The organism is Pseudomonas sp. MYb327, assembly GCF_040438925.1.
GTDB lineage: Bacteria > Pseudomonadota > Gammaproteobacteria > Pseudomonadales > Pseudomonadaceae > Aquipseudomonas.
In genome coordinates this window covers 2,456,971-2,482,541 of sequence record NZ_CP159258.1, presented here as the reverse complement: position 1 = coordinate 2,482,541, position 25,571 = coordinate 2,456,971, and the positions used below count along the sequence as shown (strand labels likewise).

General features: G+C 59.4%; 22 protein-coding genes and 1 pseudogene. 13 read left to right on the top strand and 10 right to left on the bottom strand.

Translation table 11 applies throughout. The features are described 5' to 3' along the window. Positions 1 to 17 precede the first annotated feature (17 nt). Genes ABVN21_RS11075 through ABVN21_RS11040 form a run of 8 tightly spaced genes read left to right on the top strand, consistent with a single transcriptional unit; the run spans position 18 to position 9,902 of the window. The gene (locus tag ABVN21_RS11075) at positions 18 to 1,124 is read left to right on the top strand and encodes a YCF48-related protein (protein WP_339552123.1); all 1,107 of its coding nucleotides are present in this window, start codon (positions 18 to 20) and stop codon (positions 1,122 to 1,124) included. A 4-nt stretch (positions 1,125 to 1,128) separates the two neighbouring features. Then, complete coding sequence (locus ABVN21_RS11070) at positions 1,129 to 3,603, top strand: MMPL family transporter (protein ID WP_339552122.1); 2,475 nt, start codon at positions 1,129 to 1,131, stop codon at positions 3,601 to 3,603. After that, complete coding sequence (locus ABVN21_RS11065) at positions 3,593 to 4,843, top strand: MFS transporter (RefSeq protein WP_339552121.1); 1,251 nt, start codon at positions 3,593 to 3,595, stop codon at positions 4,841 to 4,843. The genes ABVN21_RS11070 and ABVN21_RS11065 overlap by 11 nt, the downstream gene beginning before the upstream one ends. 13 nt (positions 4,844 to 4,856) lie before the next feature. Next, positions 4,857 to 5,438: a cupin domain-containing protein gene (locus tag ABVN21_RS11060; protein ID WP_339552120.1), complete on the top strand. Its 582-nt coding sequence runs from the start codon at positions 4,857 to 4,859 to the stop codon at positions 5,436 to 5,438. Continuing rightward, positions 5,435 to 6,418, top strand: coding sequence for a fumarylacetoacetate hydrolase family protein (locus ABVN21_RS11055; protein ID WP_339552119.1), 984 nt, complete (start codon positions 5,435 to 5,437; stop codon positions 6,416 to 6,418). Before ABVN21_RS11060 ends, ABVN21_RS11055 begins: the two co-directional genes overlap by 4 nt. A gap of 9 nt (positions 6,419 to 6,427) precedes the next feature. Beyond that, complete coding sequence (locus ABVN21_RS11050; RefSeq protein WP_339552118.1) at positions 6,428 to 7,432, top strand: NAD-dependent epimerase/dehydratase family protein; 1,005 nt, start codon at positions 6,428 to 6,430, stop codon at positions 7,430 to 7,432. After that, entirely contained in the window at positions 7,410 to 8,204 is a 795-nt protein-coding gene (locus ABVN21_RS11045; RefSeq protein WP_339552117.1) for a cyclase family protein, read from the top strand. Before ABVN21_RS11050 ends, ABVN21_RS11045 begins: the two co-directional genes overlap by 23 nt. Before the next feature lie 54 nt (positions 8,205 to 8,258). Next, positions 8,259 to 9,902: an arylsulfatase gene (locus tag ABVN21_RS11040; RefSeq protein WP_339552116.1), complete on the top strand. Its 1,644-nt coding sequence runs from the start codon at positions 8,259 to 8,261 to the stop codon at positions 9,900 to 9,902. Positions 9,903 to 9,957: 55 nt separating this feature from the next. On the opposite strand, the gene ABVN21_RS11035 is transcribed toward ABVN21_RS11040, so the two are convergent. Both ABVN21_RS11035 and ABVN21_RS11030 read right to left on the bottom strand, forming a co-directional pair. Further along, positions 9,958 to 11,025: an aromatic ring-hydroxylating dioxygenase subunit alpha gene (locus ABVN21_RS11035; RefSeq protein ID WP_339552115.1), complete on the bottom strand. Its 1,068-nt coding sequence runs from the start codon at positions 11,023 to 11,025 to the stop codon at positions 9,958 to 9,960. Between the two features lie 31 nt (positions 11,026 to 11,056). After that, a complete protein-coding gene (locus ABVN21_RS11030; protein ID WP_339552114.1) occupies positions 11,057 to 12,010 on the bottom strand; it encodes a PDR/VanB family oxidoreductase in 954 nt (317 codons plus the stop codon). A 264-nt stretch (positions 12,011 to 12,274) separates the two neighbouring features. On the opposite strand from ABVN21_RS11030, the gene ABVN21_RS11025 reads away from it, so the two are divergent. Beyond that, positions 12,275 to 12,745, top strand: a complete 471-nt coding sequence (locus tag ABVN21_RS11025; protein ID WP_339552113.1) for a MarR family winged helix-turn-helix transcriptional regulator — start codon at positions 12,275 to 12,277, stop codon at positions 12,743 to 12,745. A 135-nt stretch (positions 12,746 to 12,880) separates the two neighbouring features. Here ABVN21_RS11025 and msrA read toward each other — a convergent pair whose 3' ends face one another. From msrA to ABVN21_RS11010, 3 genes are read right to left on the bottom strand one after another with little or no spacing between them, the layout of a single operon-like run. Beyond that, complete coding sequence (gene msrA, locus ABVN21_RS11020) at positions 12,881 to 13,387, bottom strand: peptide-methionine (S)-S-oxide reductase MsrA (RefSeq protein ID WP_339552112.1); 507 nt, start codon at positions 13,385 to 13,387, stop codon at positions 12,881 to 12,883. Positions 13,388 to 13,437: 50 nt separating this feature from the next. Then, positions 13,438 to 13,926 (bottom strand): copper chaperone PCu(A)C, encoded by a 489-nt coding sequence (locus tag ABVN21_RS11015; protein WP_339552111.1) that lies wholly within the window; start codon positions 13,924 to 13,926, stop codon positions 13,438 to 13,440. Then, positions 13,926 to 14,531 carry an SCO family protein gene (locus tag ABVN21_RS11010; RefSeq protein WP_339552110.1) on the bottom strand — a complete coding sequence of 202 codons (606 nt, stop codon included), beginning with the start codon at positions 14,529 to 14,531 and terminating at the stop codon, positions 13,926 to 13,928. Before ABVN21_RS11010 ends, ABVN21_RS11015 begins: the two co-directional genes overlap by 1 nt. Before the next feature lie 243 nt (positions 14,532 to 14,774). On the opposite strand from ABVN21_RS11010, the gene ABVN21_RS11005 reads away from it, so the two are divergent. The 3 genes from ABVN21_RS11005 (at position 14,775) to nirD (ending at position 18,374) form a co-directional block, all read left to right on the top strand. Then, on the top strand, positions 14,775 to 14,975 hold the full coding sequence (locus ABVN21_RS11005) for a CstA-like transporter-associated (seleno)protein (RefSeq protein WP_339552109.1): 201 nt from the start codon (positions 14,775 to 14,777) through the stop codon (positions 14,973 to 14,975). Positions 14,976 to 15,438: 463 nt separating this feature from the next. Beyond that, complete coding sequence (nirB, locus tag ABVN21_RS11000; protein ID WP_339552108.1) at positions 15,439 to 18,000, top strand: nitrite reductase large subunit NirB; 2,562 nt, start codon at positions 15,439 to 15,441, stop codon at positions 17,998 to 18,000. Then, a complete protein-coding gene (nirD, locus tag ABVN21_RS10995) occupies positions 18,000 to 18,374 on the top strand; it encodes a nitrite reductase small subunit NirD (protein ID WP_339552107.1) in 375 nt (124 codons plus the stop codon). Before nirB ends, nirD begins: the two co-directional genes overlap by 1 nt. A 7-nt stretch (positions 18,375 to 18,381) precedes the next feature. On the opposite strand, the gene ABVN21_RS10990 is transcribed toward nirD, so the two are convergent. From ABVN21_RS10990 to ABVN21_RS10975, 4 genes are all read right to left on the bottom strand, one after another. Next, positions 18,382 to 20,538 carry a lipase family protein gene (locus tag ABVN21_RS10990; protein ID WP_339552106.1) on the bottom strand — a complete coding sequence of 719 codons (2,157 nt, stop codon included), beginning with the start codon at positions 20,536 to 20,538 and terminating at the stop codon, positions 18,382 to 18,384. Between the two features lie 12 nt (positions 20,539 to 20,550). Then, entirely contained in the window at positions 20,551 to 21,399 is an 849-nt protein-coding gene (locus ABVN21_RS10985) for a hypothetical protein (RefSeq protein ID WP_339552105.1), read from the bottom strand. A gap of 242 nt (positions 21,400 to 21,641) precedes the next feature. After that, positions 21,642 to 22,493 carry a hypothetical protein gene (locus ABVN21_RS10980; RefSeq protein ID WP_339552104.1) on the bottom strand — a complete coding sequence of 284 codons (852 nt, stop codon included), beginning with the start codon at positions 22,491 to 22,493 and terminating at the stop codon, positions 21,642 to 21,644. A gap of 329 nt (positions 22,494 to 22,822) precedes the next feature. Then, positions 22,823 to 23,254 carry a nuclear transport factor 2 family protein gene (locus tag ABVN21_RS10975; protein ID WP_339552103.1) on the bottom strand — a complete coding sequence of 144 codons (432 nt, stop codon included), beginning with the start codon at positions 23,252 to 23,254 and terminating at the stop codon, positions 22,823 to 22,825. Positions 23,255 to 23,482: 228 nt separating this feature from the next. Between ABVN21_RS10975 and ABVN21_RS10970 the strand changes: the two are divergent. Further along, a pseudogene (locus ABVN21_RS10970) lies at positions 23,483 to 23,626 on the top strand (DUF2238 domain-containing protein); the annotation flags it as partial. A 19-nt stretch (positions 23,627 to 23,645) separates the two neighbouring features. Here ABVN21_RS10970 and ilvD read toward each other — a convergent pair. Further along, positions 23,646 to 25,328, bottom strand: coding sequence for a dihydroxy-acid dehydratase (gene ilvD / locus ABVN21_RS10965; protein WP_339552102.1), 1,683 nt, complete (start codon positions 25,326 to 25,328; stop codon positions 23,646 to 23,648). Between the last annotated feature and the right edge of the window lie 243 nt (positions 25,329 to 25,571).

Sequence of the window (25,571 nt, the reverse complement as noted above, 5' to 3'; positions counted from 1 at the left end):
CGGTTTTCGAGGTCGGTATGAACAGATTCTGTCAGGTGGTTGGTCGGCTGATGTGCCTTGTGGCGCTGCCTCTGGCGTTGCCGTTGAGCCTGGCGCACGCCGAGGCGGTGGGCGACACGCTCAACACGCCGGCAATGCAGGCGCCACAAGCGAAATCCGCGGTGCTGCTGGACCTGGCCCGTGCAGGTTCGCGGCTGGTGGCGGTGGGGGAGCGGGGAATCGTGCTGCTTTCCGATGACAACGGCGTGAGTTGGCGTCAGGCGGCTGTGCCGGTTTCGGTCAGCCTTACGGCCGTGCAGTTTGTCGACGCCAACACAGGCTGGGCGGTCGGGCATGCCGGTGTCGTACTGGCCTCTCGCGACGGAGGTGAACACTGGGTTGTGCAATTGGACGGTTTGCGTGCGGCACAACTTGAGTTGGCGGCCGCCACCGGGCAACTGCCTTCTGCGAGCGATCCCGATGCCGCCGCCGCGCGCGTGCAAACGGCTGAACGGCTTGCCGCCGAGGGGGCTGACAAGCCGTTTCTCGCCCTGCAATTCGTCGACGCACGGCACGGGTTGATCGTGGGTGCGTACGGCCTGGCCTTTCGCACCGACGATGGCGGCACCACCTGGCAATCCATCATGGGCCAGATCGACAACCCGATGGGCGCGCACTTGTCGGCCATTGCTCAACGCGGCGAGCACTGGTTCCTCGCGGGGGAGCAGGGTTTTCTCGCTCGCTCGATTGATGCCGGCAAGTCATTCACGCAGCTGGAAAGCCCTTACGCGGGCAGTTTTTTCACCTTGCAAATACGCGATGACGGCGTGCTGCTGGTGGCCGGTTTGAAGGGTAATGCGTTTGCCTCCAGCGACCTTGGCGTGAGCTTCCAGCCTGTTCCGGTGCCAATGCCGGTGTCTTTCAGCGATGCAATCCGCACCGATGACGGCCAGTTGCTGCTGGTCAATCAGAGCGGTGCCTTGTTTCGCACCAACAGCCAACCCGGCGCACTGCTCCAGCCCTACGGCAAACCGCTCGGCAAGCCCGTTGCCAGTGTTGTCCAGGCCGCTGACGGCAGTCTGACGCTGGCCGGTTTCACTGGGTTGACGCGCATCTCGCCGTCAATCGCTACCGCTTCGGAGTGAGGTTATGAAGTCTTTCGACAACGCCACGCAAAGCCTGGCGAATTTCGATCCGCGCTCCGGTTCAGTGGTGGAACGCACGCTGTTCAACCACCGCCTTTGGGTGCTGCTGGTGTGTGTGCTGACCACTCTGGTGCTGGGTTATCAAGCCACCCGCATCGAGCTCAATGCCAGTTTCGAAAAGATGATCCCCACACAGCAGCCTTACATCGCCAACTATCTTGAGCATCAGAAACAGCTCACTGGCCTGGGCAATGCGCTGCGTATCGTGGTGGCCAACCGGAACGGCGATATCTACGACGCCGGGTACCTCAAGACCCTGCAGGCCATGAGCGACAAACTCTACCTGCTGCCGGGTGTCGACCGCGCGTACATGAAGTCGCTGTGGACTCCGGCCACGCGCTGGGTCGCCGTGACCGAAGATGGCCTCGACGGCGGCCCGGTGATTCCGGACGACTACAGCGGGAGCGCCGCCAACCTCGAAGCGCTGCGCCGAAATGTGCAGCGCTCCAATGAGCTCGGCCAGTTGGTGGCTTTCGACCAGACCTCCAGCATCATTTACGTGCCGTTGCTGGCGACCACCCCTGACGGCAAGCCGCTGGATTACGCAGTGTTGTCCGGGCAACTGGAGTCGCTGCGCAGCACTTATCAAAACGCCAACATCGACATTCGCATCACCGGTTTCGCAAAAAAGGTCGGCGACTTGATTGCCGGTCTGAAGCAGATCCTGCTGTTTTTTGCCGTCGCGATCCTGATCACCACCGCCGTGCTGTTCTGGTACACCCGTTGCCTGCGCAGTACGGTGCTGGTGGTGTTGTGCTCGCTGGTGGCGGTGGTCTGGCAGCTCGGTTTGCTGCCGTTGCTGGACTACCAACTGGACCCGTATTCGGTGCTGGTGCCGTTCCTGGTATTTGCCATCGGCATGAGCCACGGTGCGCAGAAAATGAACGGCATCATGCAGGACATCGGCCGGGGCATGCACCGGGTGGTGGCGGCGCGATTCACCTTTCGACGGCTGTTTCTCGCCGGACTGACGGCGCTGCTGTGTGATGCCGTCGGTTTTGCGGTGCTGATGCTGATCAAGATCCAGGTTATTCAGGACCTCGCGGTGATCGCCAGCATTGGCGTGGCGGTGTTGATCTTCACCAACCTGATCCTGCTGCCGGTGTTGCTCTCTTACGTTGGCGTCACCCCGCGTGCGGCACAACTAAGCCTCAAGAGTGAACAAGCCGAGCAAACCGGTCAGACGAGGCATGCCTTCTGGCGCTTTCTCGACCTGTTCACCCATCGTCGTTGGGCCAGCCTGTGCATCGCCATCAGCCTTGCGTTGGCCGCTCTGGGTTTTGTGGTCAGCCTGCAACTGAAGATCGGCGACCTCGACGCGGGGGCGCCGGAGCTGCGTGCGGATTCGCGCTACAACCAGGACGATGCCTATCTGACCCGTCACTACGGCGCCAGCAGTGACCTGTTCGCGGTGATGGTGAAAACCCCGGCCAGCAGCTGCGCACGCTACGACATCCTGGCCAAGGTCGACGCCCTGGACTGGCAACTGCGCGCCTTGCCGGGCGTGGACTCGACCAACTCGCTGGCGTTGCTCAACCGGCGCATGCTGGTCGGCCTCAGTGAAGGCAACCCTAAGTGGTATGAGCTGCAGAACAACCAGGCGATGCTCAACATGATCACCGCCAGCGCGCCGCGCGGGCTGTACAACGAAGACTGCAGCCTGTTGACCCTGTACGCCTACCTCACCGACCACAAGGCCGAGACGCTGACCCGCCTGGTCGATCACGTTGAAAAATTTGCCGCCGCGAACAACACCGACGAGGTGCAATTCCTGCTGGCCGCCGGTAACGCCGGCATCGAAGCCGCGACTAACATCGTGGTCAAGCAAGCCAACCGCGAGATGCTCATCTGGGTTTACGGTGCGGTGATTCTGCTGTGCCTGATCACCTTCCGCTCGTGGCGCGCCACGCTGTGCGCGGTGATTCCGTTGATGCTGACGTCCATCCTCTGCGAAGCCTTGATGGTCTGGCTGAACATCGGTGTGAAAGTCGCGACGCTGCCGGTGATCGCCCTGGGCGTCGGTATCGGTGTCGATTACGCGTTGTACGTGATGAGCATTCTCCTGGGCCATCTGCGCCAAGGGGCGAGCCTGTCCGAAGCCTATTACCGCGCACTGGTTTCCACCGGCAAGGTGGTGATGTTGACCGGTATCACCCTGGCCATCGGCGTGGCGACCTGGACGTTCTCACCCATCAAGTTCCAGGCCGACATGGGGGTGCTGCTGGCGTTCATGTTTGTCTGGAACATGGTCGGAGCCTTGGTGTTGCTGCCCGCGCTGGCGTACTTCCTGTTACCTGCACGCAGCGAGGCGCAGGGTGCCGTCGTGCCAGTGACGGTGCGCAACGTCGCAGATTCCGAGACGGCGGTGGTTGCCAACGTTCATCACCTGCGCAGCAAGGAGCCGTGCCATGGTCGCTAATGTCGTTGCAGAAAACGCCGCCCGACAGGCCGGATGGGCGCAATCGCTGTTGTTGCTGCTGGGCAGTTGTTTGCCGGTACTGGGCGCGGTGTTGCTGGCCCCGGTGTTGCCGCGGATGCAGGCGCATTTCGCCGACGTACCCGGGAGCGCCGTGCTGGTGCCTGTGGTGTTGACCTTGCCGGCATTGGTGATTGCCTTGCTGGCACCCTTCGCCGGGCTGATCGCCGATCGCCTTGGGCGCAAGCCATTACTGCTGGCGAGCATGTCGCTGTACGTCCTCTGCGGCGTGCTGCCGCTCTGGCTCGACTCGCTGCCGGCCATCGTGTTGAGTCGTGGGGGCATTGGATTGGCCGAGGCGGGGATCATGACCTGCTGCACCACGCTGATGGGCGACTACTACAGCGGCGCCCGGCGTGAGCGTTTGTTTGCCTTGCAGATGGTCGCCACGTCGTTGTCGGCGGCGGTGTTTATCGCGCTGGGTGGTTTCCTCGGGCAAAACGACTGGCGCACGCCGTTTGCGTTGTACGCCGTGGGCCTGATTTTCTTGCCACTGATGGCCTGGAAGCTGTGGGAACCGCAGGCTCGCCCGCAGCCTGAACAACTCACGCCACCGCTGCCGGCAGGCAAGTTTCCCTGGCGTGCACTTGCGCCCCTGTATGTGCTGTCGCTGTTGGCGGGGTTGAGCCTCTTTATCGTTCCGGTGCAAGCCGGATACCTGCTCAACCTGCTGCAGGTGGATGCCCCTCAACAAATCGGCATGACCATGGGCGCCAATCAACTGGGCGTGCTGATCGGTGCACTGAGTTTTCGTTTGTTCGGCGGCATGCGTGGGCAGCACATGCTGTTGATCGCCTATGTGCTGGCGGGCATCGGCGGTTTGCTGATGGCTGACGCGCTGACCCATGTGCAAGTGGTGGTCGCGGTGACGATCAATGGCCTGGGCATCGGCCTGATGTTGCCGACGTTGATCACCTGGATCATGGCGCAAGTCAATTTCCATCAGCGCGGACGAGCGGCGGGATGTTTCACCGCGGCTATCTTCGCCGGCGAATTTATCAGCCCCCTCGTGGTGCTCGGCATGACCCGTGGCGACGCCATGGCGCTACCCCATGCATTAGCCATTGTCGGTGGGCTGCAACTGTTAGTGGCGCTGTTTTGTCTGGCCGTGCCCCGGCTCGGTGGCCTGTCGCACCACGCGAATGTTGTTGTCGGTGGCACGACCATCGGCGACGAAAACTGAATGAGGATTTTCCATGCAAGCGCTTCCTGAGTTCAAGCGAGTGGTCACCGGCCACGACCAACATGGCCAGGCCATCGTTGCCAGCAACGGGCCGACGCCGAACGTATTCCCGCTGTCGGCGGTGCCGGGCACGGTGTTTTATGAACTGTGGAACAGCAGCACCAGCCCGGCCTTGCTCGACAACGCCAGCGATCCCAGCAGCAAACCCTTGCAACTGAGCCCCGGGCCACAGGGCAGTGTGATTCGGGTGGTGGATATTCCACCGGACAGCGTGCAGAACCAGGTCAGCGATGAGAATGCCGCGGCGGTATTTGCCGAAATTGGCGAGTCCCACGCCGGTACAGGGCAGGCCGGATCAAAGCACAAATTGATGCACCGCACCGAAACCCTCGACTACGGCATCGTCACCGAAGGCGAAGTATGGCTGGTGCTGGATGAGGAAGAAGTGCACCTCAAACGTGGCGACGTCGTGGTGCAACGCGGCACTAATCACGCCTGGAGCAACCGCACTGAATCGATGGCGCGCATGGTTTTCATTCTTCTCGATGGGCGCTTCGGCGCTGAGTTGAGCAATGGCAAGGGAGCATCGGCATGAAACTCGCCACCCTGAAAAACGGCAGTCGTGATGGTCAACTTGTGGTGGTTTCGCGGGATCTCGCGTGGGCTCTGGATGCCAGTTCCGTGGCGCTGACCTTGCAGCAGGCCATAGAAAACTGGAGCAGTGCCGAACCGCGCTTGCAGGCGTTGTCGACTCGGTTAAACGCGGGCGATGCGACGCACGCCTTTGCCTTCGACCCCAGCCAGGCCATGGCGCCGTTGCCGCGTGCCTATCAGTGGTGTGACGGCTCGGCCTTCCTCAGCCACGGTGCGCTGATGCAGAAGGCGTTCAACCTTGATCCCATCGACGGGGTCGAACACACACCGCTGATGTATCAGGGCGCCGGTGACGACTTCATTGGCCCGCGCGACGACATTGCGCTGCCGAGCGAAAGCCAGGGCATCGACTTTGAAGGCGAGTTCGTGGTGCTGGTGGATGACGTGCCGATCGGGTGCGACGCGCAAAAGGCGCTGCAACACGTCAAGTTGATCCTGCAAATCAACGACGTCAGTTTGCGCGCCCTGGCGCCACGGGAAATGCGCACCGGTTTTGGATTCTTGCAGGCCAAGCCCTCATCCAGCTTCGCGCCGCTGGCCATCACCCCGGACGAGTTGGGCAATGCTTGGCGCGACGGGCGTGTGCATCTGCCTTTGCAGGTGCACTGGAATGGCCAATGGTTTGGGCACCCGCACGGCGGGCAGATGAACTTCGGTTTCGGCCAGTTGATCGCGCATGCCGCGCTGACTCGCCGTTTGGGTGCAGGCACGCTGATCGGCTCCGGTACGGTGTCGAATGCCGAGCGCAGCGCCGGTTCTGCCTGCATTGCCGAGCGTCGCGCCATCGAAATGATCGAGCACGGTGCTGCGCAAACCGGCTTCATGCGTTTTGGTGACCGCGTGCACATGGATGTTCTGGATAGCGACGGCCAGTCGTTGTTCGGCGCGATCGATCAACGTGTCGTTCAAGCTCAAGGCTGAGGGCGCCCTATGCGTGTGTTGATTACCGGTGCCAATGGTTTTGTCGGTCGAGAGCTGGTGCGTTGCCTGCTGGCGCGGGGCAGCTTACGGGGCCGGGCTATTGGCTCGTTACTGGTACTGGACAGGGACTTGCAGGGCTTGCCGGATGACGCTCGACTACGCCGGCATTTCGGCAGCGTGACCGATCCGGCGTTGATGCGCCGGGTGTTGGCCGACGGCATCGACGTGGTGTTCCATTTGGTCAGCATCCCCGGTGGCGCGGCTGAAGAACAGTACGAACTCGGCTATCAGGTCAACCTGCTGGCCAGCCTTGAACTGCTCAACCAATTGCGCAACAGGCAGCAGCCTCCCGTTCTGGTCTACGCCAGCAGTGTTGCGGTGTACGGCGGTCATCTGCCGGAACGAATGAACGAGGCTGCGGAGCTGCGCCCCGAATTGTCCTATGGCACGCACAAGGCCATGGTCGAAAGCGCAGTGAGTGACCTGGCCCGGCGCGGCGATGTGGATGGTCGTGCGTTGCGTCTGCCGGGCATCGTCGCCCGGCCCCGTGAGCCCAATGGCTTGCGCTCGGCGTTCATGAGCGACCTGATGCGCGCTTTTGCCGAAGGTGAACCGTATCAATGCCCGGTTTCGCCAGAGGCGACAGCCTGGTGGATGTCGGCGCGCTGCTGTGTGAACAACCTGATCCACGCTGCTGAGTTGGATGGTGCCTCGATGGGCGTTCAACGGGTGTGGCAGCTGCCGGTGTTGCATTTGTCCATCGCCCAGGTGGTCGACGCATTGGCCGAACGCTATGGGCAGGACCGCCGCACGCTGATCAGTTATGCCCCCGACGCAGGGCTGGAAGCATTGTTCGGACAGTTGCCACCGCTTAAAACCCCGCAGGCCCGCGCCGTCGGTTTCAACCATGACCGCAACGCTGCCGCGTTGGTCCGCAATTCCCTCAACCCCGCAGCCCCTCGACACGTGTCGCCGACCGGAGAGACCTTTCATGTCACTGCCCACCAAGCCTAAACGTCGTCTCGTGGACCTCTCGGTCACGCTCGACAACAACCCCTACACCGATCCGCCGCCGTTGCTGCCGAAGATCGACTACATGGATCACCAGCAAGGCTGGCCGGAAATGGCCGCGATGTTTCCGGGACTGCAACTGGAGCAAATGCCAGGCAACGAATCCTGGGCGGCCGAGCGACTGCAGATCACCACCCACAGCGGAACGCACATGGATGCGCCCTGGCATTACGCCTCGACCACCGACGGCGGTCAGCCGGCGTTTGGCATCGATGAGTTACCGCTGGACTGGTGCCTGCAACCGGGGGTGAAGCTGGATTTTCGGCACATGGCGGACGGTCATGTGGTAACCGCCGACGAGATCGAAGCCGAGCTGGCGCGCATCGGCCATGAATTGCAGCCGCTGGACATCGTGCTGATCAACACCCGTGCCGGCGCGTTGTTCGGGCAACCGGGATATCTGGATGCTGGTGTCGGCATCGGTCGTGAAGCCACGATGTATCTGCTGGAGCGAGGCGTGCGGGTTGTCGGCACCGATGCCTGGAGTTGGGACGCACCCTTCAAATACACTCGCGAACGATTTGCCGCCGACGGTGATGCCTCGATCATTTGGGAGGGGCACAAGGCCGGACGCGAGATCGGTTATGGGCAAATGGAAAAACTCGCCAACCTGGAGTCGTTGCCGGCCAGTGGATTCGTGGTGTCGTGTTTTCCCTATAAGATCAAGCACGCATCGGCGGGGTTTGTTCGCGCGGTGGCGATATTCGAAGAGTAAGCCGCGCGGGACAGCCAAAAACAGTCTTCGATTAAACACAATAAGAGAGAACACATGCCTCTTTTGCGTCTGCCTCAAACGTTACTCGCGACCCTGCTGGCCATGGGCAGCCCCTTGGCCATGGCGGCCAGCGCTGACTCGGCACAGCCCAATATCCTGTTGATCGTGGCCGATGACCTGGGTTATTCGGACCTTGGCAGCTATGGCGGCGATATCAGTACGCCAACCCTGGATCAACTGGCCAAGGAGGGTTTGCAGTTCACCAATATGTACGCCGCGCCGACCTGTTCGATCACGCGTTCGATGCTGATGTCCGGCACCGACAACCACCTCGCCGGACTCGGCACCATGGCTGAAGCCTTGCAACCGTTTCAACAGGGCAAACCGGGTTACGAGGGGTATTTGAACCAGCGTTCCTACTCGATTGCCGAACTGTTGAAACAGGGTGGCTACAGCACCCTCATGGTCGGTAAATGGCACCTGGGCCTTGAGGCGGATCAAGGCCCGGATCAGCGCGGCTTCGAGCAGTCTTTCACCTTACTGGAGGGCGGGGCATCGCACTTCAAACCCTCTAGTGTCGACCCGGCAAAAATCGAGCAAGTGCACTACCGCGAAAACGGCAAAGCGGTGGAGTTGCCGGAGGATTTCTATTCCTCGGATTTCTATACCGACAAGTTGATCAGCTACCTGCAAAACAGCAAAAAGGACGGCAAGCCGTTTTTCGCCTACGCGGCGTTCACCTCGCCGCACTGGCCGCTGCAGGCGCCCAAAGCGTATTTGAACAAGTACAAAGGACGGTTCGATCAGGGCTATGACAGCGTGCGGCTGGCGCGGATCGAACGGATGAAAAGCCTTGGTCTCATGGCGAGCGACGCCCAGCCTGCGAAGCCTCTACCGGTGAATCCCAAGTTGCCGGGCTGGGAGCAATTGAGCCTCGAGCAGAAAAGTGTCGAGGCGCGGAAGATGGAAATCTACGCCGCCATGGTCGATAACCTCGACCATAACATTGGCCGCTTGATCAATTACCTGCGTCAAAGTGGACAGTACGACAACACGTTGATCGTGTTCATGTCGGATAACGGTGCGGCGGGAGAAAACCACACCCAGTTCTATCCGCCGGGCGCGCACACCGACAATAGCTTTGCCAACCTCGGACAAAAGGGTTCGCAGATCGACTATGGCTTGCGCTGGGCTGAAGTCAGCGCGGCACCGTTCCACCTGTTCAAAGGCACCACCGCAGAAGGCGGGATCAGCGTGCCTGCAATTGTCCAGATGCCCAAGGCATTGCGCCGTCAGGGCGTTGAACGCGGCATTGCACGGGTGGATGACCTGGCACCGACCTTTCTGGAAGTGGCGGGTGTCGCATTGCCAACCGATACCGGTAAACATCCGATCACCGGTCAATCGATGCTGCCAATGCTCGCCGGAAAAGGCAGCCCGCACAGCACTGACAGCCTGGCTGGCGAGCTGTTCGGCAATGCTTATTATCGCGAAGGCAACCTCAAGCTACTGGGCATGCGACCCCAGGCAGGTTTTGGCGATAACGCGCAGCCGCTGCAATGGCAGTTGTTCGATGTGGCGAACGACCGTGGCGAAACCACGGATCTGGCAGCCTCCCAACCGGAGACGGTACAGCGGCTTAAAGCAGCCTGGATGAAGTACGCAGAGCAGGTGGGTGTGGTGTTTCCCACGCGTTAAGCCCGGTTCGGTTTGAAGCGCACGCACACTCAACCAGTGTGCGTGCGCTGTGCATTCAAGAGTTGGATTGGCGCAGTTGCTCGATGATTCGGCGGGCGCGATTGGCACCCACATCAACGTGTATGTCGATCATCGGGCGTGCGCCGAACCGGCACATGTTCTGGTACTGGGCTTCGATAACTTCCTTGTCTTCATCGAAGGTCAATATCGTTTGCTCAACCACCTTGGCCTTGATGGCTTCGGGGTCGCTTGCAGGGTTGGTGGCAATGGTCCAGAAGTAGTGACTGGTGGTTGCAGTCTCTGGCGTTACCCCGTGGAATCCGCGCATGTGGAAGCCACCGCGATCGGGGTCGTCCAGGTCGTCGGTGCCGGCATCTACCGCGCCGGTCCAGATGCGCAGATGACTGACGTGAAATTCGATTTCCTGCCAACGGTCAACGGTGCCTTTGAAGGGGTAGGCGGCGGTGTAGGTGGGTGGTGGCACAGAGTCCGGCATGTGGCGCACGACCCGTACCACGTTGTCTTCACTTTCCACACTCATCCGGGCATTCATGTGGATGCTGGCGTTGCCGCCGATGGTACGCAAGTGGACATAACCCAGATGGCTCAGATCCATCAGGTTGTCGTGAATCAGTTGATAAGGCGCGTTGTAGTGGTACACGCTGCCGTCGAACAAGTACTTGCCGCCGCTGTGAACAGCGTAGGTCGGCGGCTCGCAGGCCGGCTCGGATTGAGCCTCGCTGCCAAACCAGATCCAGACGATCTGATCCTGCTCACGCACGTGATACGCGGGTACTTTGGCCTTGCTCGGGATTTTTTCCTGGCCAGGGATTTCGACGCATTTCCCGCGCTCATCGAACAGCAGGCCATGGTATCCGCAGCGAATGCCCGTTGCTTCGAGCGTGCCGTTCGACAGCGGCAATGCCCGATGGCAGCAGCGGTCTTCCAGCGCGGCGACCTCGCCGTCGGCTTTGCGAAACAGCACGACAGGCTTGTTGAGGAGGGTCCGGCCCACGGGTTTGTCCTTCAACTCCCAACCCAGCGCAGCGACGTACCACTGGTTCAGGGGAAAGTCAGGCAAGGCTGGCGCTGGGATTTCTTCGGCAAGCGTTTGCATGTTCATGGTGTTCTCCAGGTTTATTTTGTTGTTCGATTCAGAGATCAAGAACCAGGCGTGATGATTTGGCGCGAGAACAGCAGGGAGTGAAGCGGTCGTTTGCGCCTTGTTCGGCCGCTGTCAGAAACTGGTCCCGGTGGTCTGGAATGCCCCTGAGGACTCGAGTTACACAGGTGCCGCAGACGCCTTGCTCGCAAGATGACTCGATCTCTATGCCGGCCTCGTCCAGTACTTCGAACACTGTGCGTTCGGCAGGAATCTGAAAAACCCGGCCACTGCTTGCCAGTTCGACTTCGAAGGCAGTATTGGCGCTTTGATCGACAGGCTCAGCAGCGAAGAACTCTTTATGGACGCGATCCTGTGACCAGCCCGCGTTCTGCGCAGCATCGAGGATGTGGTTCATGAAACCGGCCGGGCCACATACATAAAGATGGGTGCCAGCGTCTGGGGTCGAGAGCAAAGCGGGCGCATCGAGCTTCTGGGTCAGGGGGCCGCTATCGTCATGAAGCTTGATGCGCCCGGCGAAAGGCGTTTGCGCAAGCATCGCCACGAACGCCGCGCGCTCGTTTGATCGAAAGCAGTAATGCAACTCGAAGTCGGCCCCTTGGTGCGATAGCTCATAGGCCATGGCCAACATGGGGGTGATCCCGATACCACCGCCAAACAGCAGGTGTCGGCTGGCTGAGCGATCAAGCGGAAAGAGATTGCGCGGAGTGCTGATAGTGAGTGTTTGCCCTGACCGTACCTGTTCGTGCATGGCTCTGGAGCCGCCACGGGAATTGGGGTCGTTTAGCACGCTGATCAGGTAGCGATGGCGCTCACTGGGGTCGTTGCACAAGGAGTACTGCCGAGTGAGGCCCTCGGCGATGTGAATGTCGATGTGGGCACCGGCCTCGAACGCCGGCAGCGCACTGCCATCTACGGCACATAACTCGAAACTGCAGATGCCTTCGGCTTCGTCTGCTTTGCGGGTGACGTTGACTTGAAGCATGACTTGTCCCTCCACACTGAAGTGGCTGCTGAAAAAAACATGGATTAGCGCTTTGGCTGGGGAGGGGTCAGCCGGGCGCTTGTGCGTGGAGGGCGATCGAATTGAAAGGGTTCATGACCAAGACCTGATAATTGTTTTTATGTGGTAGGGCGACGACCTATCATGCAGGTCATCACCCGTGACGTTCGGTGGAGAAATCCTCCGATTATTTAGTTGCGGTGTCAACCAATATTCCAAGATCCGCCGATCCAAGGTGCTCGCTCCATGTCCGCAGAATCCCAACTGAACCTCACTCGCTATGTCCCGGCGCTGCTGAACTTCCTGTCCAACAAACTCTCGGCAGGGGCATCGCAGTGCTATCGCAAGCATTTCGGCATCGGTGTGGTCGAGTGGCGAATGCTCTCGATGCTCGCCGTGGAAAGTGACATCACCGCCAATCGAATCTGCCAGACGATTGGACTCGACAAGAGCGCCGTCAGCCGTTCACTGCAATCGTTGGAGGTGGCGGGGCACATTTGCAGCCAGGTCGATCCAAAGGATGCGCGGCGCTACACCGTCAGCCTGACTGACAGCGGGAAAGCGTTACATGAACGGGTGCTGAAGGTTGCGCTGGAGCGAGAGCGGCGGCTGCTCAGCGGGCTCTCGGCCGCGGAAGTGGATACGCTGATTGAGTTGTTGGGGCGCATGCATGCGCAGGTAGCCAACGTGAACGAATACGATCCGGTCGACGTGTGAACAACAACCCCTGAAGAGGGCGACAGCCGTCGTGTAGGAGCTGCCGAAGGCTGCGATCTTTTGATTTGGCTTTACAAGGGCAAGATCAAAAAATCGCAGCCTGCGGCAGCTCCTACAGGGCGCGTTGTGAAGGATTCAGCTGCGCTTCGGCAGCGTCCAGTCTGGCCTGATGAAGTGGCAGGTGTAGCCGTTGGGAATGCGTTCCAGGTAGTCCTGATGTTCAGGCTCGGCTTCCCAGAACGGACCGGCAGGCTCGATTTCAGTGACGACCTTGCCGGGCCAGAGGCCGGAGGCTTCAACGTCGGCCACGGTGTCTTCGGCGACGCGTTTCTGTTCTTCGCTGAGGTAAAAAAGCGCCGAACGGTAACTCTCTCCCAAGTCATTGCCCTGGCGATTTGGCGTGGTCGGGTCGTGAATCTGGAAGAAAAACTCGAGGATCTGCCGATAGCTGATTTTTTGCGGATCGAAGACAATCTCGATCGCTTCGGCATGGCTGCCATGGTTGCGGTAAGTCGCGTTGGGTACATCGCCACCTGAGTAGCCGACCCGCGTGGAAATCACGCCGGGCTTGCGCCTGATCAGATCCTGCATACCCCAGAAGCAGCCACCGGCCAGGATCGCGGTTTCGGTGTTCGTCGTCATTACGCACCTCCCATCAGTGAACGGCCCCGTGAACCGAGGCCGTCGGGCCTTCAATGCATCTTGCTGTGATCCATGTTGCCGTGGTCCATCGTACCGAGCGCGCGAGCTTCGGCGTCGACCTTGATCGTTTCTTTCTCGCCCTTGGCGTTTTCGACGGTCAGGGTGAGAGGCACTTTACTGCCTTCCTGAACCTGAGCGGTCAGGTCCATCAGCATAATGTGGTAGCCGTTGGGATCGAAGCTCACCGGTTTGCCGGCCGGCAGCGCGACGGATTCGACCTGACCCATGCGCATTACATCGTCTTTCATGCTCATCTGATGAATTTGCACGGTCTTCGCAACCGGCGACTGCACGCTCAGCAGTTTGCTGTCGGTGTCCGCTTGCAGGGTCATGAAAGCGCCGGTCGACGGCTGGCCCGCCACGGTGGAACGCACCCAGGCGTCATTCACCTGAGTTTGCGCGGACACCTGCCAGGCCATGCCGATCAGGGAAAGGCCCAGGGCCACTTGTTTAATACGCTTTGCGCAAAACGAAGTCATCAGCAGACCTCCATGACGGTGAGCAGGTCTTCTGCGCACTCTTGAGCGGTAAGGGACGCGGACAGCCCCAGGCGCAAGTTGCCCCTGGAATCGAAGACGTAGCTGGTCGCGGTGTGGGAGAGGGTGTAGGTATCGCCGCTCGGCACCTTTTCATAGAACACGCCGAACTCCTTGGCGGTGGCGGCGGTTTCTTCCAGCGTGCCGGACAGCGCTTCGAAACTCGGATCGAAGGCCTTGACGTATTTGTCGAGCATTTGCGGGGTGTCGCGCTCGGGGTCCAGGGTGATGAAGATCACTTGCAGGCGCTCACCGTCGCGGCCCATCAGCTTCTTGGCCTGGGCGGCGCGGGCCAGGGTCGTCGGGCAGACCGCCGGGCATTGGGTGAAACCGAAGAAGATCATGGGCATGAGGCCACGGTAGCTGCCGAGCATCCGGGTTTCGCCTTCGGCGTCCTTGAGCTTGAAGTTACGCCCCATGATCTTGTCGCTCAGGTCCTTGCCGTACTTGAACGACAGCTTGCTGCTGTCATCGCAGCCGGCGAGCAGGCCAAGGCTCAGCAGGCTCATGCCTTGCAGGACCGTGCGACGGGAATACAACGTACTCATGAAAAAAAGCATCCTGTGTAGCGACAGATAGAACACAGTGCCTGACGGATCAGACGAAAAAAAGCGCATGGATGTTAACAAACTGTTGCCCATTGGCGCTTAATCGATTCGCCCGCCGGTCGTGCGCCAAATGGTCGCGGTCACTTGAGTACATGAACTTACAAACGGCTCGTGTGCGGACACATTGCAGATACATCAGTGCGCTTAGATGGGGGCGTCCAATACCCCATAGAGAGCATCGCCATGTTCCGTAAACTCCAGCAAGTCGCCCGTTTCTTCAGCCAGAGCGCACGCTTGATGGTGGGCGTTCCCGATTACGACAACTACGTAGCGCAGAGGGCGATCAATCAACCGGGCGAGCCGGTGATGAGTTATGAGGCGTTTTTTCGCGAGCGTCAGGAAGCGCGTTTTGGTCGGGGGAAATGTAATACGCGGTGTTGCTGAGAGCCGCAACACCGACAAACCTGTGGCGCGGGAGCAAGCTTCCTCGCCACAAAGTCCGCACCGTCCACCGTCAGATGCACTTTTTAAGCGCCAAGCCCGCCGACGTGCACCAGCGCGAAGCGGTTTAGCGGGTTTGCATCTACCGCCGCCAACCCCGTCCACCTCGCCAGAACCGCACATAAACCGCGCCAGAAAGGCACTCTCCCAGCTTTGGAAAGTCCCTTGCAACTGTTTGGCACAATCACTGCATTAACCCCATCAAGCCCCGCTGAAAAAGAGGGGCAGCCCTCTCGGTCAACGACGATCGACTGGCCGCCAAGGTCGTGGGCTACATCGGTGGATCAGGCATAGCTGTCTGGTTTCAACACCGCAAAAGAACAGGCAAAGACGCCTGGAACCGCAAGGTTTCAGGCGTTTTTTTTTGCTTTTTTTCACCGTGATGGGCTTTGGGCAGGTGTCGTTTATGAATTCCAATGTGGCCACTTTGAACAAGCAGCAAACGCTGATCGTGATCGGCAATGGCATGGTCGGACATCATTGTGTCGAGCAATTGATCGAGCGCGGTGCCCTTGATCGCTATCGCCTGCACGTTTTCAGCGAAGAACCGATGCGCGCTTACGACCGCGTGCATCTGTCCGAATACTTCTCCGGTCGCGATGCCGAGTCGTTGGCGCTGAGCGATGCGTCGTTGTACCAGACGCCCGGTGTGACACTGCACCTGGGTATGCCGGTGCTGGAAATCGATCGCGAGCGGCGTCAGGTGATCACCGCGCAGGGTTGCGTTGCTTACGACAAATTGGTCCTGGCCACCGGTTCCTATCCGTTTGTGCCGCCGATTGAAGGCGCCGAAGGTGATTCGCGTCTGGTCTATCGCACGCTGGAAGACCTAGACGCTATTCGTGCGGCGGCTGGCAATGCCCGGCGCGGCGTTGTGGTCGGTGGTGGTCTGCTTGGTCTGGAGGCTGCCAACGCCCTGAAAAGCCTGGGCCTTGAAGCCCATGTGGTGGAATTCGCTCCGCGCCTGATGCCGGTGCAACTGGATGAACTGGGTGGCCTGGCGCTCAAGGCGCAAATCGAACGCCTCGGCGTCGGCGTGCATCTGTCCCGCGCCACGCAATCGATCAGCGCCGGTGAGGAATACCGCTACCGGATGAATTTTGCCAACGATGAATTCCTCGAAACCGACCTGATCGTTTTCTCCGCCGGTATACGTGCGCAAGATGCGCTGGCTCGCCAATGCGCGCTGGAAATCGGTCCGCGCGGTGGCGTGGTGATCGACGATATCTGTCTGAGCTGCGACCCGAACATCTATGCCATCGGCGAGTGTGCCTCGTGGAATGGCAGCCTGTTCGGCCTGGTCGCACCGGGCTACCAAATGGCCCGCAGCGTCGCAGCGCGTCTGTGTGACGACGCCGCCGAGCCGTTCCAGGGCGCTGACATGTCGACCAAGCTTAAATTGCTCGGCGTTGACGTGGGCTCCATCGGCGATGCCCACGCCAACACGCCGGGCGCGCGCAGCTATCAGTTCATCGACGAAACCACCGCCAGCTACCGCCGTCTGGTGGTCGATGCCAGCGGCAAACACGTGCTCGGCGCGGTGCTGATCGGTGACAACAGCTACTACGACACGCTGCTGCAATACATGCAGAACGCGATTGCCTTGCCGTCCGAACCGGCCGCACTGATTCTGCCGTCGTCCGAAGGCGCACCGACTCTCGGCCCGGGCGCCTTGCCGGAAGCGGCGACGATCTGCTCTTGCCACAACGTGACCAAGGGCGCGATCTGCTCAGCCATCGACGGTGGTTGCACCGACCTCGGCCTGCTCAAGTCGCAGACCAAGGCCTGCACCGGTTGCGGCGGTTGCGCCGGGTTGCTCAAGCAAGTCTTCGAGCATGAGTTGATTGCCCGTGGCGTCAGTGTTGACAAGAGCCTGTGCGAACACTTCGCCTACACCCGGCAGGAACTGTATGCGCTGGTTCGCGTAGAAGGAGTGATCACCTTCGAAGAACTGCTGGCCAAACATGGCCGTGGCCACACCGGTTGCGATGTGTGCAAACCGGCGGTGGGCTCGATCCTGGCTTCGTGCTGGAACCAGCCGATCATGGACCCGTCGCTGGTGCCGTTGCAGGACACCAACGACACCTTCATGGCCAACATGCAAAAAAACGGCACCTACTCGGTAGTGCCGCGCATTCCTGGTGGTGAAATCACAGCCGACAAGTTGATCGCGATCGGCGTGGTAGCGAAGAAATACGATCTCTACACCAAAATCACCGGTGGCCAGCGGATTGATCTGTTCGGCGCGCAGTTGCATGAATTGCCGGACATTTGGAGCGAACTGATTGAAGCGGGTTTTGAAACCGGTCACGCCTACGGCAAATCGACCCGCACGGTGAAGTCTTGCGTCGGCAGTACATGGTGCCGCTACGGCGTGCAGGACAGCGTGCAAATGGCCCTGACCATCGAGGACCGCTACAAAGGCCTGCGTTCGCCGCACAAACTCAAGTTCGCGGTGTCCGGTTGCACCCGGGAGTGCGCCGAGGCACAGAGCAAGGACGTCGGCGTGATCGCCACCGAGAAGGGCTGGAACCTGTACATCGCCGGTAACGGCGGCATGCGTCCGCGCCACGCCGAACTGTTTGCCACTGACCTCGATGACGCGACTCTGATCCGCTACATCGACCGCTTCCTGATGTTCTACATCCGCACCGCCGACAAATTGCAGCGCACTTCGGTCTGGCGCGAAAGCCTGGAAGGCGGCCTCGATTACCTCAAGGACGTGATCATCCACGACAGCCTCGGGCTCGGTGCCGAACTCGAGTCGCAGATGCAACTGGTGGTCAATCGCTACGAATGCGAATGGGCCAACGCCCTCAAGGACCCGGAAAAGCTCAAGCGTTTCCGCACCTTCGTCAACGATAAACGCCCGGACCCGGACATCCACTTTGTCCAGGAACGCGGTCAACGCCGGCCAATCATGGCGGCGGAACTCAACCTGATCCCTGTAACCGAGGAGAGTGTCTGATGACTCAGTCCAATACCCAACGCCTTGAAACCGCTGCGTCTGCCGTCTGGCAATCGGTGTGCAGCGAGCGAGATCTGGTGAACGACTCCGGTGTGGTGGTGTGGCTGGACGGTGCACAAGTGGCGCTGTTCTACCTGCCGGGGATGGAGGGCAAGACGCTTTACGCCATCGACAACCACGACCCGCAATCCGGTGCCAATGTCATCGGTCGCGGCCTGGTTGGCAGTATCAAGGGGGACCTGGTCGTCGCGTCGCCGATCTACAAACAGCATTTCCGTCTTGAGGACGGCAGTTGCCTGGAATACCCGCAACAGCGTTTGCGCGTCTGGCCGGTGCGGCTGAACGAAGGGCTGGTGGAGGTCGGGGTGGCCTGAGCGCTATTCAAAGGTACGAATCAATATCGAACGGCTCGCCCGCCAGCAACAGTTCGCTCTCCAGTGGCTTGGGAACATTCGCGTATTGCACTGAATGCTGATTTTCAGTGTGTCTGGCCCAGCGCTCGATGCTCGCGGCGAACTCCGGTGACTGCGCCGCGTTGCCGTAGACGTCGGTCAGGGAGAGGACGCGACAGCGCAAGGTGTGCAGGCGCTGGCGGGTTCTCTTCAGCCGATCCTGCTCCCGGTTCAAGGCACTCAAGACGGCTTGTTCATTGGCCGTCGCGCCTCGCGGGCCCTCGTTATGGCGCATTTGCCGGGTATGCTCGTAGAGTTTTTCCCTGAACGCTGCCAGGGCATCGTCGATCACTTCGTATTCTCTCGAGGTGACAACGGTTTCGCCGGTTTCCTCGGTTTGCTGCCAGCGGCGCATGGTCGCCCAGGCGAAAGGAATGTAACTGCCGAGCATCATGTGGTCTTTGTAGTCGATCAGTTGTGCCAGCAGGTTGCCGCGCACCGGCATATCGTTGCGCCGGGTCTGCTCCAGCATTGCGGTGCACGCGTAATTTTCGATCGACTCGCAACCTGGGTCCCACAACACCGCCGACGGCTCATGGCTGACGAAATGCACGGGCATGAAATGCTGCTGTTGCCCGTGATGGTGATAGGGATCACCGCCGACCCGCACCAGCCCCGCGCCGAACAGCAACAGGCCGTAGCCGCTGGCGATCGTCAGCGTCAGGCCCGGCAGCCAGACTTTCCAGTTGGCGTCCATCCAGGGCGCGGGCACGCCAGGGACCGGGTCGTTATTGTTGACCATGCGGTGATGCACAAGGTCGGCGGCGCCCTCGACGAAGGTCGAATCGCCGGCGCGTGGGGCGCCGTAGGTGTAGAGGAGGATGCTGTATTTCTGGTTATCACGGCGCAGCGCTTCAGCTAACAACAGGGCAATAGCACCACCCAAACTATGCCCACAAATAATGACTTTCTGGCCTGAGTAAAACCGACCTAGATAACTTTTAATGAACTCGTTGATTGCTTGAAACGCTGTATAAAATCCTTTGTGTACCTTCCCAACGCCTTCTTCAAATGGCACTTGCAGCGCATCCACATCACGCACCGCGTCCTTCAAACTCGCGGTGCCACGCACGGAAATCAGAATGACTTCGTCGTGATGACAGATGAACGCCTGGGTATCGCCACCGTCTTCCTGGTCATCGAAAAAATGCTGGTTGGCGGGATGCTCCTGGTCTTCGCCTTTGTTTGGATGATTCGATTCATACAGCGTCGGGTCGAACGGCAGGATTTCCAGGCGCTTTGAATACGGCACATCTTCGTACAGCGGATAGAACCTTTGGGATTGCCCCCGATCGACGCGCCAGTTCTCCCGGAAGCCGGCCAACGCTTCGCCAAACAGATTGCCGATGCTCGGGTCGAGGGTGAAGCGCACCTTGTCCAGCGGCCTTTTCGCCGGGTCCTGCGCGAAGTCGGTGTAACTCAAGGTCGCCATCAAGGCCAATTGATAGAGGTTCAGGGCACAGAACGAATCATCGGTGGACAGCATTGGCCGCAAGGCGCGCAACGGCCGCACTTCCAGCACATTGTGGTGGTTGGGGCTGAGGGCGATGCCAAAGGAATGCTCGGGGCCGAAACCCAGTTCGCCCATGGCCCGGAGCAACGTGCTTTGCGGTTCGTGGAAGCGTTTGACCACCGGTGGCAGGTGCGCGCCATGACGGACCAGATCGCGTACTTCGACCTGGATGAAGACGTCGGCTTCTTTGATCGCCGGGTTGTGTTCGCGCCGAAATCCGTCGGCGTGGAAGAAACGGGTTTGTTCGGCGCGGACCTGGAGTTCGGTGATGGGGAGGGGGTAAGCCTTTCGTATCATCAAGTCTCGGTATATTGCTTCCAAGCCTTTATACGAAGCGTCCAGCGTGAGTACTAGAGGGCCGCGATAGTGGTTCTCCAATCTGAGAAAACCGTCACCATTCAACCGCCCCGTGTATTCCTGACCGACGCTGTCATGAATCGTGTAAGGCAAACCTCCATAGGGTTTTCCGTCGCCAAATTCGTCAACCAGGCGAAAACTCGTCCAATGCCCCCGCAGCGGGCAGGCCAGTATCTTTTTGCTGAAGCAGCTTTCGACTTGTTCCTTGTCGCTCATGTTGTTGCTCCCTTATTCAGTGCAGTTGGGGTAGACAGTGCAGGTTCTGCCGTCCGGCATTTTGAAATCCTTGAACTGAGGTGGATCCAGACAGAGCTCTTCGATATCTCGGCCCCATACGCCTCCACAGGGTTTCCAGCCGCCCGCTGTTTTGAACCAATACAAATCAAAATAAGGGGCTTCCTGCTCCGCCATCTTGAACACCATCCTCACCGTTCTGCCTGGCAACTGATCGCGCTGCAACACTCCGCCCGCCATGTGTTTCACCATCTGCCCGTCCGCACCGGTGGCGCGACAATGCAGGATTTTTACAATGATCCGTGTGGTGCTGACGGTGCGAAACAACCACTGGCATTGCCCCTGAAACTCCTGAGCCCCCGAGCCGGGAAGCGCTGAAAAATCAGCCCCAAGAACGTCACGAAAAGAAAGACTTGCAAAGTCACCATCAGTATCCCAACGATCTGGTCCCCATTTCGCCCGCAGATTCAACTTCAAACTCCTTAACACCAGCGGACAGCCCCCCGCACGCGTAGTCAGCGGAATCTGAAACTCCGCCGTGCGCGCAACGTTCTGGAATTCGCTTTTGAAGAACTTGCGATTCGGCGCCACTTCCCCGCGTTTGCGCGGTGGGGCTTCGCAAGTTTCGCCGGTGGCCGGCACGTAATAAGCGTCCGCCTTGACCCGAAAATCCGCTGGCACGTCGGCCTGCAAGGTAAAGCTTTGTGCCGGTGCGAAAACACAACCGCCAGTGGCGAACGCCAAAGTGCTGATTACCATTGCGCGAGCCAGTTTCCGGTACCTGGAACGCAGCGTTCGCGCGTTGTTGAAAACTGACTTTTCCCCGTCCTGGAGTGCCGTCATTTGATGCTCCTACCAACTGATCCGCTGAAAAAAGAAGTACGCAAATGTGGTTTGTCCATCGTTAACACCATCGGTCCACGCTAGTGAATTTGCATCCTTGCAAAACCCTCACCGTCCAACCGCCCATTATCTTGCTCGTCAACCAGGCGAAAACTCGTCCAATGCCCTCGCAGCGGGCAGGCCAACATTTTGCTGCTAAAGCAGCTCTCGACGTGTTCCTTGTCTGTCATGGTGTTGCTCCCTTATTCAGTGCAATTGGGATAAACGCTGCACTCGCGGCCATCCGGCATTTTGAAAGACTTGAAATCGGTGGTATTGCCGTTACAGAACGCGTATTGGTCTTCAAGACTTTCGCCAAAACAACGTTTCCAGCCATTAGGAAAGCGAACCCATTTGTCTTGCCCGGCGGGCCGCTCCTCAGCCGCCATCTTGAACACCATCCTCACCGTCCTGCCTGGCAAGTGATCGCGCTGCAACACTCCGCCCGCCATGTGTTTCACCATCTGCCCGTCAGCGCCCACAGCTCGACAATGAAAGATCTTTAAAATGCCTCTTGTAGAGGTAGCGGTACGAAACAACCACTGGCATTGCCCCTGAAACTCCAGAGTTCCTGAGCCGGGAAAGTCTGGAAAATCAGCCCCAAGAACGTCGCGAAAGGAAAGGCTGGCAAAGTCGCCGCTGATGTCGGACCAACGCGTGCCCCACTTCGCATCGAGGTTTAACCTCACACTCCTCAACACCAGCGGACAGCCCCCCGCGCGCGTAGTCAGCGGAATCTGGAACTCCGCCGTGCGCGCAACGCTCTGGTATTCACTTTTGAAGAACTTGCGATTCGGCGCCACTTCCCCGCGTTTTCGCGGTGGGGCTTCACAGGTCTCGCCGGTGGCCGGCACGTAATAAGCGTCCGCCTTAACTCGAAAATCCGCTGGCACGTCAGCCTGCAAGGTAAAGCTTTGTGCCGGTGCGAAAACACAACCGCCAGCGGCGAATGCCAAGGCGAAAATCGTCACTGTACGAACAAGTAGCCGGTGTATGACACGCAACGATGGCGCGCTTTCGAGAACTGGCTTTTCCCCATCCTGGAGTGCCGTCACTTGATGCTCCTGCCAATTGATTCGCTAAAAACGAAGTATCAACAGGGGGTATAGCAGCGATCCAGAACTGTCTGAGGGCCGCGGAAAGGTTTGGGAACACGCCTACGACAGGCTCTGAAATATCTGACATTTTCAGCCTTTAGATCGCTGAGGCGTGTGCAGAATGTTCAATTCTGCGACATGGCTCGAACCCAGTGCAGAGGGGAGACAAACGATTAGACGCCATCAAGCGGACGGCGTACGGGTACCGGGAAAGCGAATTCTATTTCACGAAGATCAAGACCGCTTCCCGGTCAGCCACGAAGGTTTTTCGGAGGATCAACCAAACATCAGAATCTGAACGCCTGACGTCCTACCAACAGCCATTTCCCATGCTGCTTTTGCCAGATCTGGAAGTTTTCGATTTCAGTCGGGATCACCTCGGTGCCTTTAAGTGCCTGGGCTGAGAAGTGGTGGCGGACCAGCGCGACATCGCCGGAAACGGTGATGGTCTGGTTCTGCATTTCAAGGGTCTTGAATGCGCTTTTGCCGGTTTCGATATCGGCGATAAAGGCTTTCTTGTCCTGAATGGTGCCGCTGGAGTGCCCGTAGGTGAGGTTTTCGGCAGTCAACGCGTTCAGTTCATGAATATCCTTATGCAACATCGCCTGGGTCAACTGGTCGACGGCTTGCGCCACGTCCTTGTCGCTGGAAGCTGGGGTAGCGGCGACGTAGCCACTGAAGAGGCACAGAAAACCAATCAACACGCTTGCTTTTTTCATGATGTTTCCTTGTTGTTGTGGGTGAACGGACCGATGAAAACATAGCGACTTATCGGTCATCGTACAACCTCGCATGGGACGAAGTAGCAAAGCGAACTTGCGCCACGCGTTCGTCTCGAAGTTAAAAGTCGGTAGTTGTTTTGATGTCAAGGTGCCCGGTTTCGAGGAACTCGACTCATGCCGCCCAAGGCTCATCCATGAGACGAACTGACGTTGCTGATTCTCTTCATGCTTGTCGTCATTGCATTGGGCTATTCGCCACGCAGCCGAGTCGACTGGGCGCTGGAAAACCTGCGGGCGCTGTTACTGGTGGGGACGCTGGTCGCCGTCTCTCGTCGTTGTCGCCTGTCTGCGGCACCCGTCACGCTGGTGTGAAGTCGCCGCACCGAATTTAAAGGTACTTATCCGTCACCGCGCCCTCCGAAGCACTGGACACCGTCTTCGCATACTTGGCCAAAACCCCGCGCTTGTACTTCGATTCCGGCCTGACCCAGCGGCTCTTGCGCTCGGCCAGATCGGTGTCGGACACATCCACCGTAATCTGCCGGGTTTCAGCATCGATGGTGATCCGGTCACCGTTTTCGATCAGCGCAATCGGTCCGCCTTCAAACGCCTCGGGCGTGATATGCCCCACCACAAAGCCATGGGAACCGCCGGAAAAGCGGCCATCGGTAATCAACGCCACATCCTTGCCCAAGCCTTTGCCCATGACCGCCGAAGTCGGCGATAGCATCTCCCGCATGCCCGGGCCGCCCTTGGGACCTTCATAGCGAATCACGATGACATCGCCTGCCTGCACTTCGCCATTGAGAATGCCGGCCAGTGCGCCTTCTTCACCGTGATAAACCCGCGCCGTGCCTTCAAAGCGCAGGCCTTCCTTGCCGGTGATCTTTGCCACGGCACCGGTAGGCGAGAGGTTGCCGCGCAGGATAACCAGGTGCGAGTCCTTCTTGATCGGCTGATCAAAGGGCAGGATCACATCTTGACCGGCAGGGTAATCGGCTACGTTTTCGAGGTTTTCCGCCAGGGTTTTGCCGGTCACGGTGAGCACGTCACCGTGCAGCATGCCGGCTGCCAACATGCGCTTCATCAAGGGCTGGATGCCGCCGATGGCCACCAGTTCGCTCATCATGTATTTGCCGCTGGGGCGCAAGTCGGCCACTACCGGTGAAACCTTGCCCAGCTCGACGAAGTCGTCGAGGGTCAGTTCAACATCCACGGCATTGGCCATGGCCAACAGGTGCAACACGGCGTTGGTCGAGCCGGCGAGGGCGATGACTACGCGAATTGCGTTTTCGAAGGCCTTGCGGGTCATGATGTCGCGCGGTTTGAGGTCGAGCTTGAGCAGTTCCATCACCTGCTGACCAGCCCGAAAACTGTCGGAAGCCTTGTCACTGCTGACCGCATCCTGGGAGCTCGAACCGGGCAAGCTCATGCCCAGCGCCTCAATGGCCGAGGCCATGGTGTTGGCGGTGTACATGCCGCCGCAGGAGCCCGGGCCGGGAATCGCCACTTCCTCAATCTGCTTGACCTGGATTTCGTTGATATCGCCGCGCGCGTGCTGACCGACAGCCTCAAACACGGAAATGATGTCGGTGTGGCCAGCGCCGGGCCGAATGGTGCCGCCGTAGACGAATATCGAAGGGCGATTCAGGCGCGCCATGCCGATCAGGCAGCCCGGCATGTTCTTGTCACAACCGCCTACGGTTACCAGCCCGTCAAAGCCCTCGCAGCCGACCACCACTTCAATGGAATCGGCAATTACCTCACGGGACACCAGTGAATACTTCATGCCTTCGGTGCCGTTGGCGATGCCGTCGGAAATGGTGATGGTGTTGAAGATCACCCCTTTGGCACCGGCGGCATTGGCGCCTTTTTCAGCTTCGATCGCGAGCTTGTCGATGTGCATGTTGCAGGGCGTAACCATCGCCCAGGTGGAGGCGATGCCGATCTGCGGTTTCTTGAAGTCTTCGTCGGTGAAGCCCACGGCGCGCAGCATGGCGCGGGCGGGCGCGGCCTCCACGCCGTCGATCACTTGGGAGGAATATTTGCGCAGATCGTCTTTATCGCTCATGACTGCTCCTCACACACTCGATTGAAGACCACTGAGTATAGTCGCCCGTACGCCGTAACCTGTATGCGCTGGCTTGCCAGCGAGGCATCCTCAATGGCGATACAACGTTCATGGCCGCCTTCGCCAGCAAGCCGGCTCCTACCGGTTCGAGCGTGCATTGCGATCGGGTGACCCGACGCGCATCCAGACCAACCAGTCGTGAACAGACGCGCGGGTTTGCCATGTCGTGATATTCTTCGCCCC

Coding starts and splice junctions, on each gene's coding strand:
- ABVN21_RS11075 (WP_339552123.1), top strand. CDS start 18: ATGAACAGATTCTGTCAGGTGGTTGGTCGGCTGATGTGCCTTGTGGCG.
- ABVN21_RS11070 (WP_339552122.1), top strand. CDS start 1,129: ATGAAGTCTTTCGACAACGCCACGCAAAGCCTGGCGAATTTCGATCCG.
- ABVN21_RS11065 (WP_339552121.1), top strand. CDS start 3,593: ATGGTCGCTAATGTCGTTGCAGAAAACGCCGCCCGACAGGCCGGATGG.
- ABVN21_RS11060 (WP_339552120.1), top strand. CDS start 4,857: ATGCAAGCGCTTCCTGAGTTCAAGCGAGTGGTCACCGGCCACGACCAA.
- ABVN21_RS11055 (WP_339552119.1), top strand. CDS start 5,435: ATGAAACTCGCCACCCTGAAAAACGGCAGTCGTGATGGTCAACTTGTG.
- ABVN21_RS11050 (WP_339552118.1), top strand. CDS start 6,428: ATGCGTGTGTTGATTACCGGTGCCAATGGTTTTGTCGGTCGAGAGCTG.
- ABVN21_RS11045 (WP_339552117.1), top strand. CDS start 7,410: ATGTCACTGCCCACCAAGCCTAAACGTCGTCTCGTGGACCTCTCGGTC.
- ABVN21_RS11040 (WP_339552116.1), top strand. CDS start 8,259: ATGCCTCTTTTGCGTCTGCCTCAAACGTTACTCGCGACCCTGCTGGCC.
- ABVN21_RS11035 (WP_339552115.1), bottom strand. CDS start 11,025: ATGAACATGCAAACGCTTGCCGAAGAAATCCCAGCGCCAGCCTTGCCT.
- ABVN21_RS11030 (WP_339552114.1), bottom strand. CDS start 12,010: ATGCTTCAAGTCAACGTCACCCGCAAAGCAGACGAAGCCGAAGGCATC.
- ABVN21_RS11025 (WP_339552113.1), top strand. CDS start 12,275: ATGTCCGCAGAATCCCAACTGAACCTCACTCGCTATGTCCCGGCGCTG.
- msrA (WP_339552112.1), bottom strand. CDS start 13,387: ATGACGACGAACACCGAAACCGCGATCCTGGCCGGTGGCTGCTTCTGG.
- ABVN21_RS11015 (WP_339552111.1), bottom strand. CDS start 13,926: ATGACTTCGTTTTGCGCAAAGCGTATTAAACAAGTGGCCCTGGGCCTT.
- ABVN21_RS11010 (WP_339552110.1), bottom strand. CDS start 14,531: ATGAGTACGTTGTATTCCCGTCGCACGGTCCTGCAAGGCATGAGCCTG.
- ABVN21_RS11005 (WP_339552109.1), top strand. CDS start 14,775: ATGTTCCGTAAACTCCAGCAAGTCGCCCGTTTCTTCAGCCAGAGCGCA.
- nirB (WP_339552108.1), top strand. CDS start 15,439: ATGAATTCCAATGTGGCCACTTTGAACAAGCAGCAAACGCTGATCGTG.
- nirD (WP_339552107.1), top strand. CDS start 18,000: ATGACTCAGTCCAATACCCAACGCCTTGAAACCGCTGCGTCTGCCGTC.
- ABVN21_RS10990 (WP_339552106.1), bottom strand. CDS start 20,538: ATGAGCGACAAGGAACAAGTCGAAAGCTGCTTCAGCAAAAAGATACTG.
- ABVN21_RS10985 (WP_339552105.1), bottom strand. CDS start 21,399: ATGACGGCACTCCAGGACGGGGAAAAGTCAGTTTTCAACAACGCGCGA.
- ABVN21_RS10975 (WP_339552103.1), bottom strand. CDS start 23,254: ATGAAAAAAGCAAGCGTGTTGATTGGTTTTCTGTGCCTCTTCAGTGGC.
- ilvD (WP_339552102.1), bottom strand. CDS start 25,328: ATGAGCGATAAAGACGATCTGCGCAAATATTCCTCCCAAGTGATCGAC.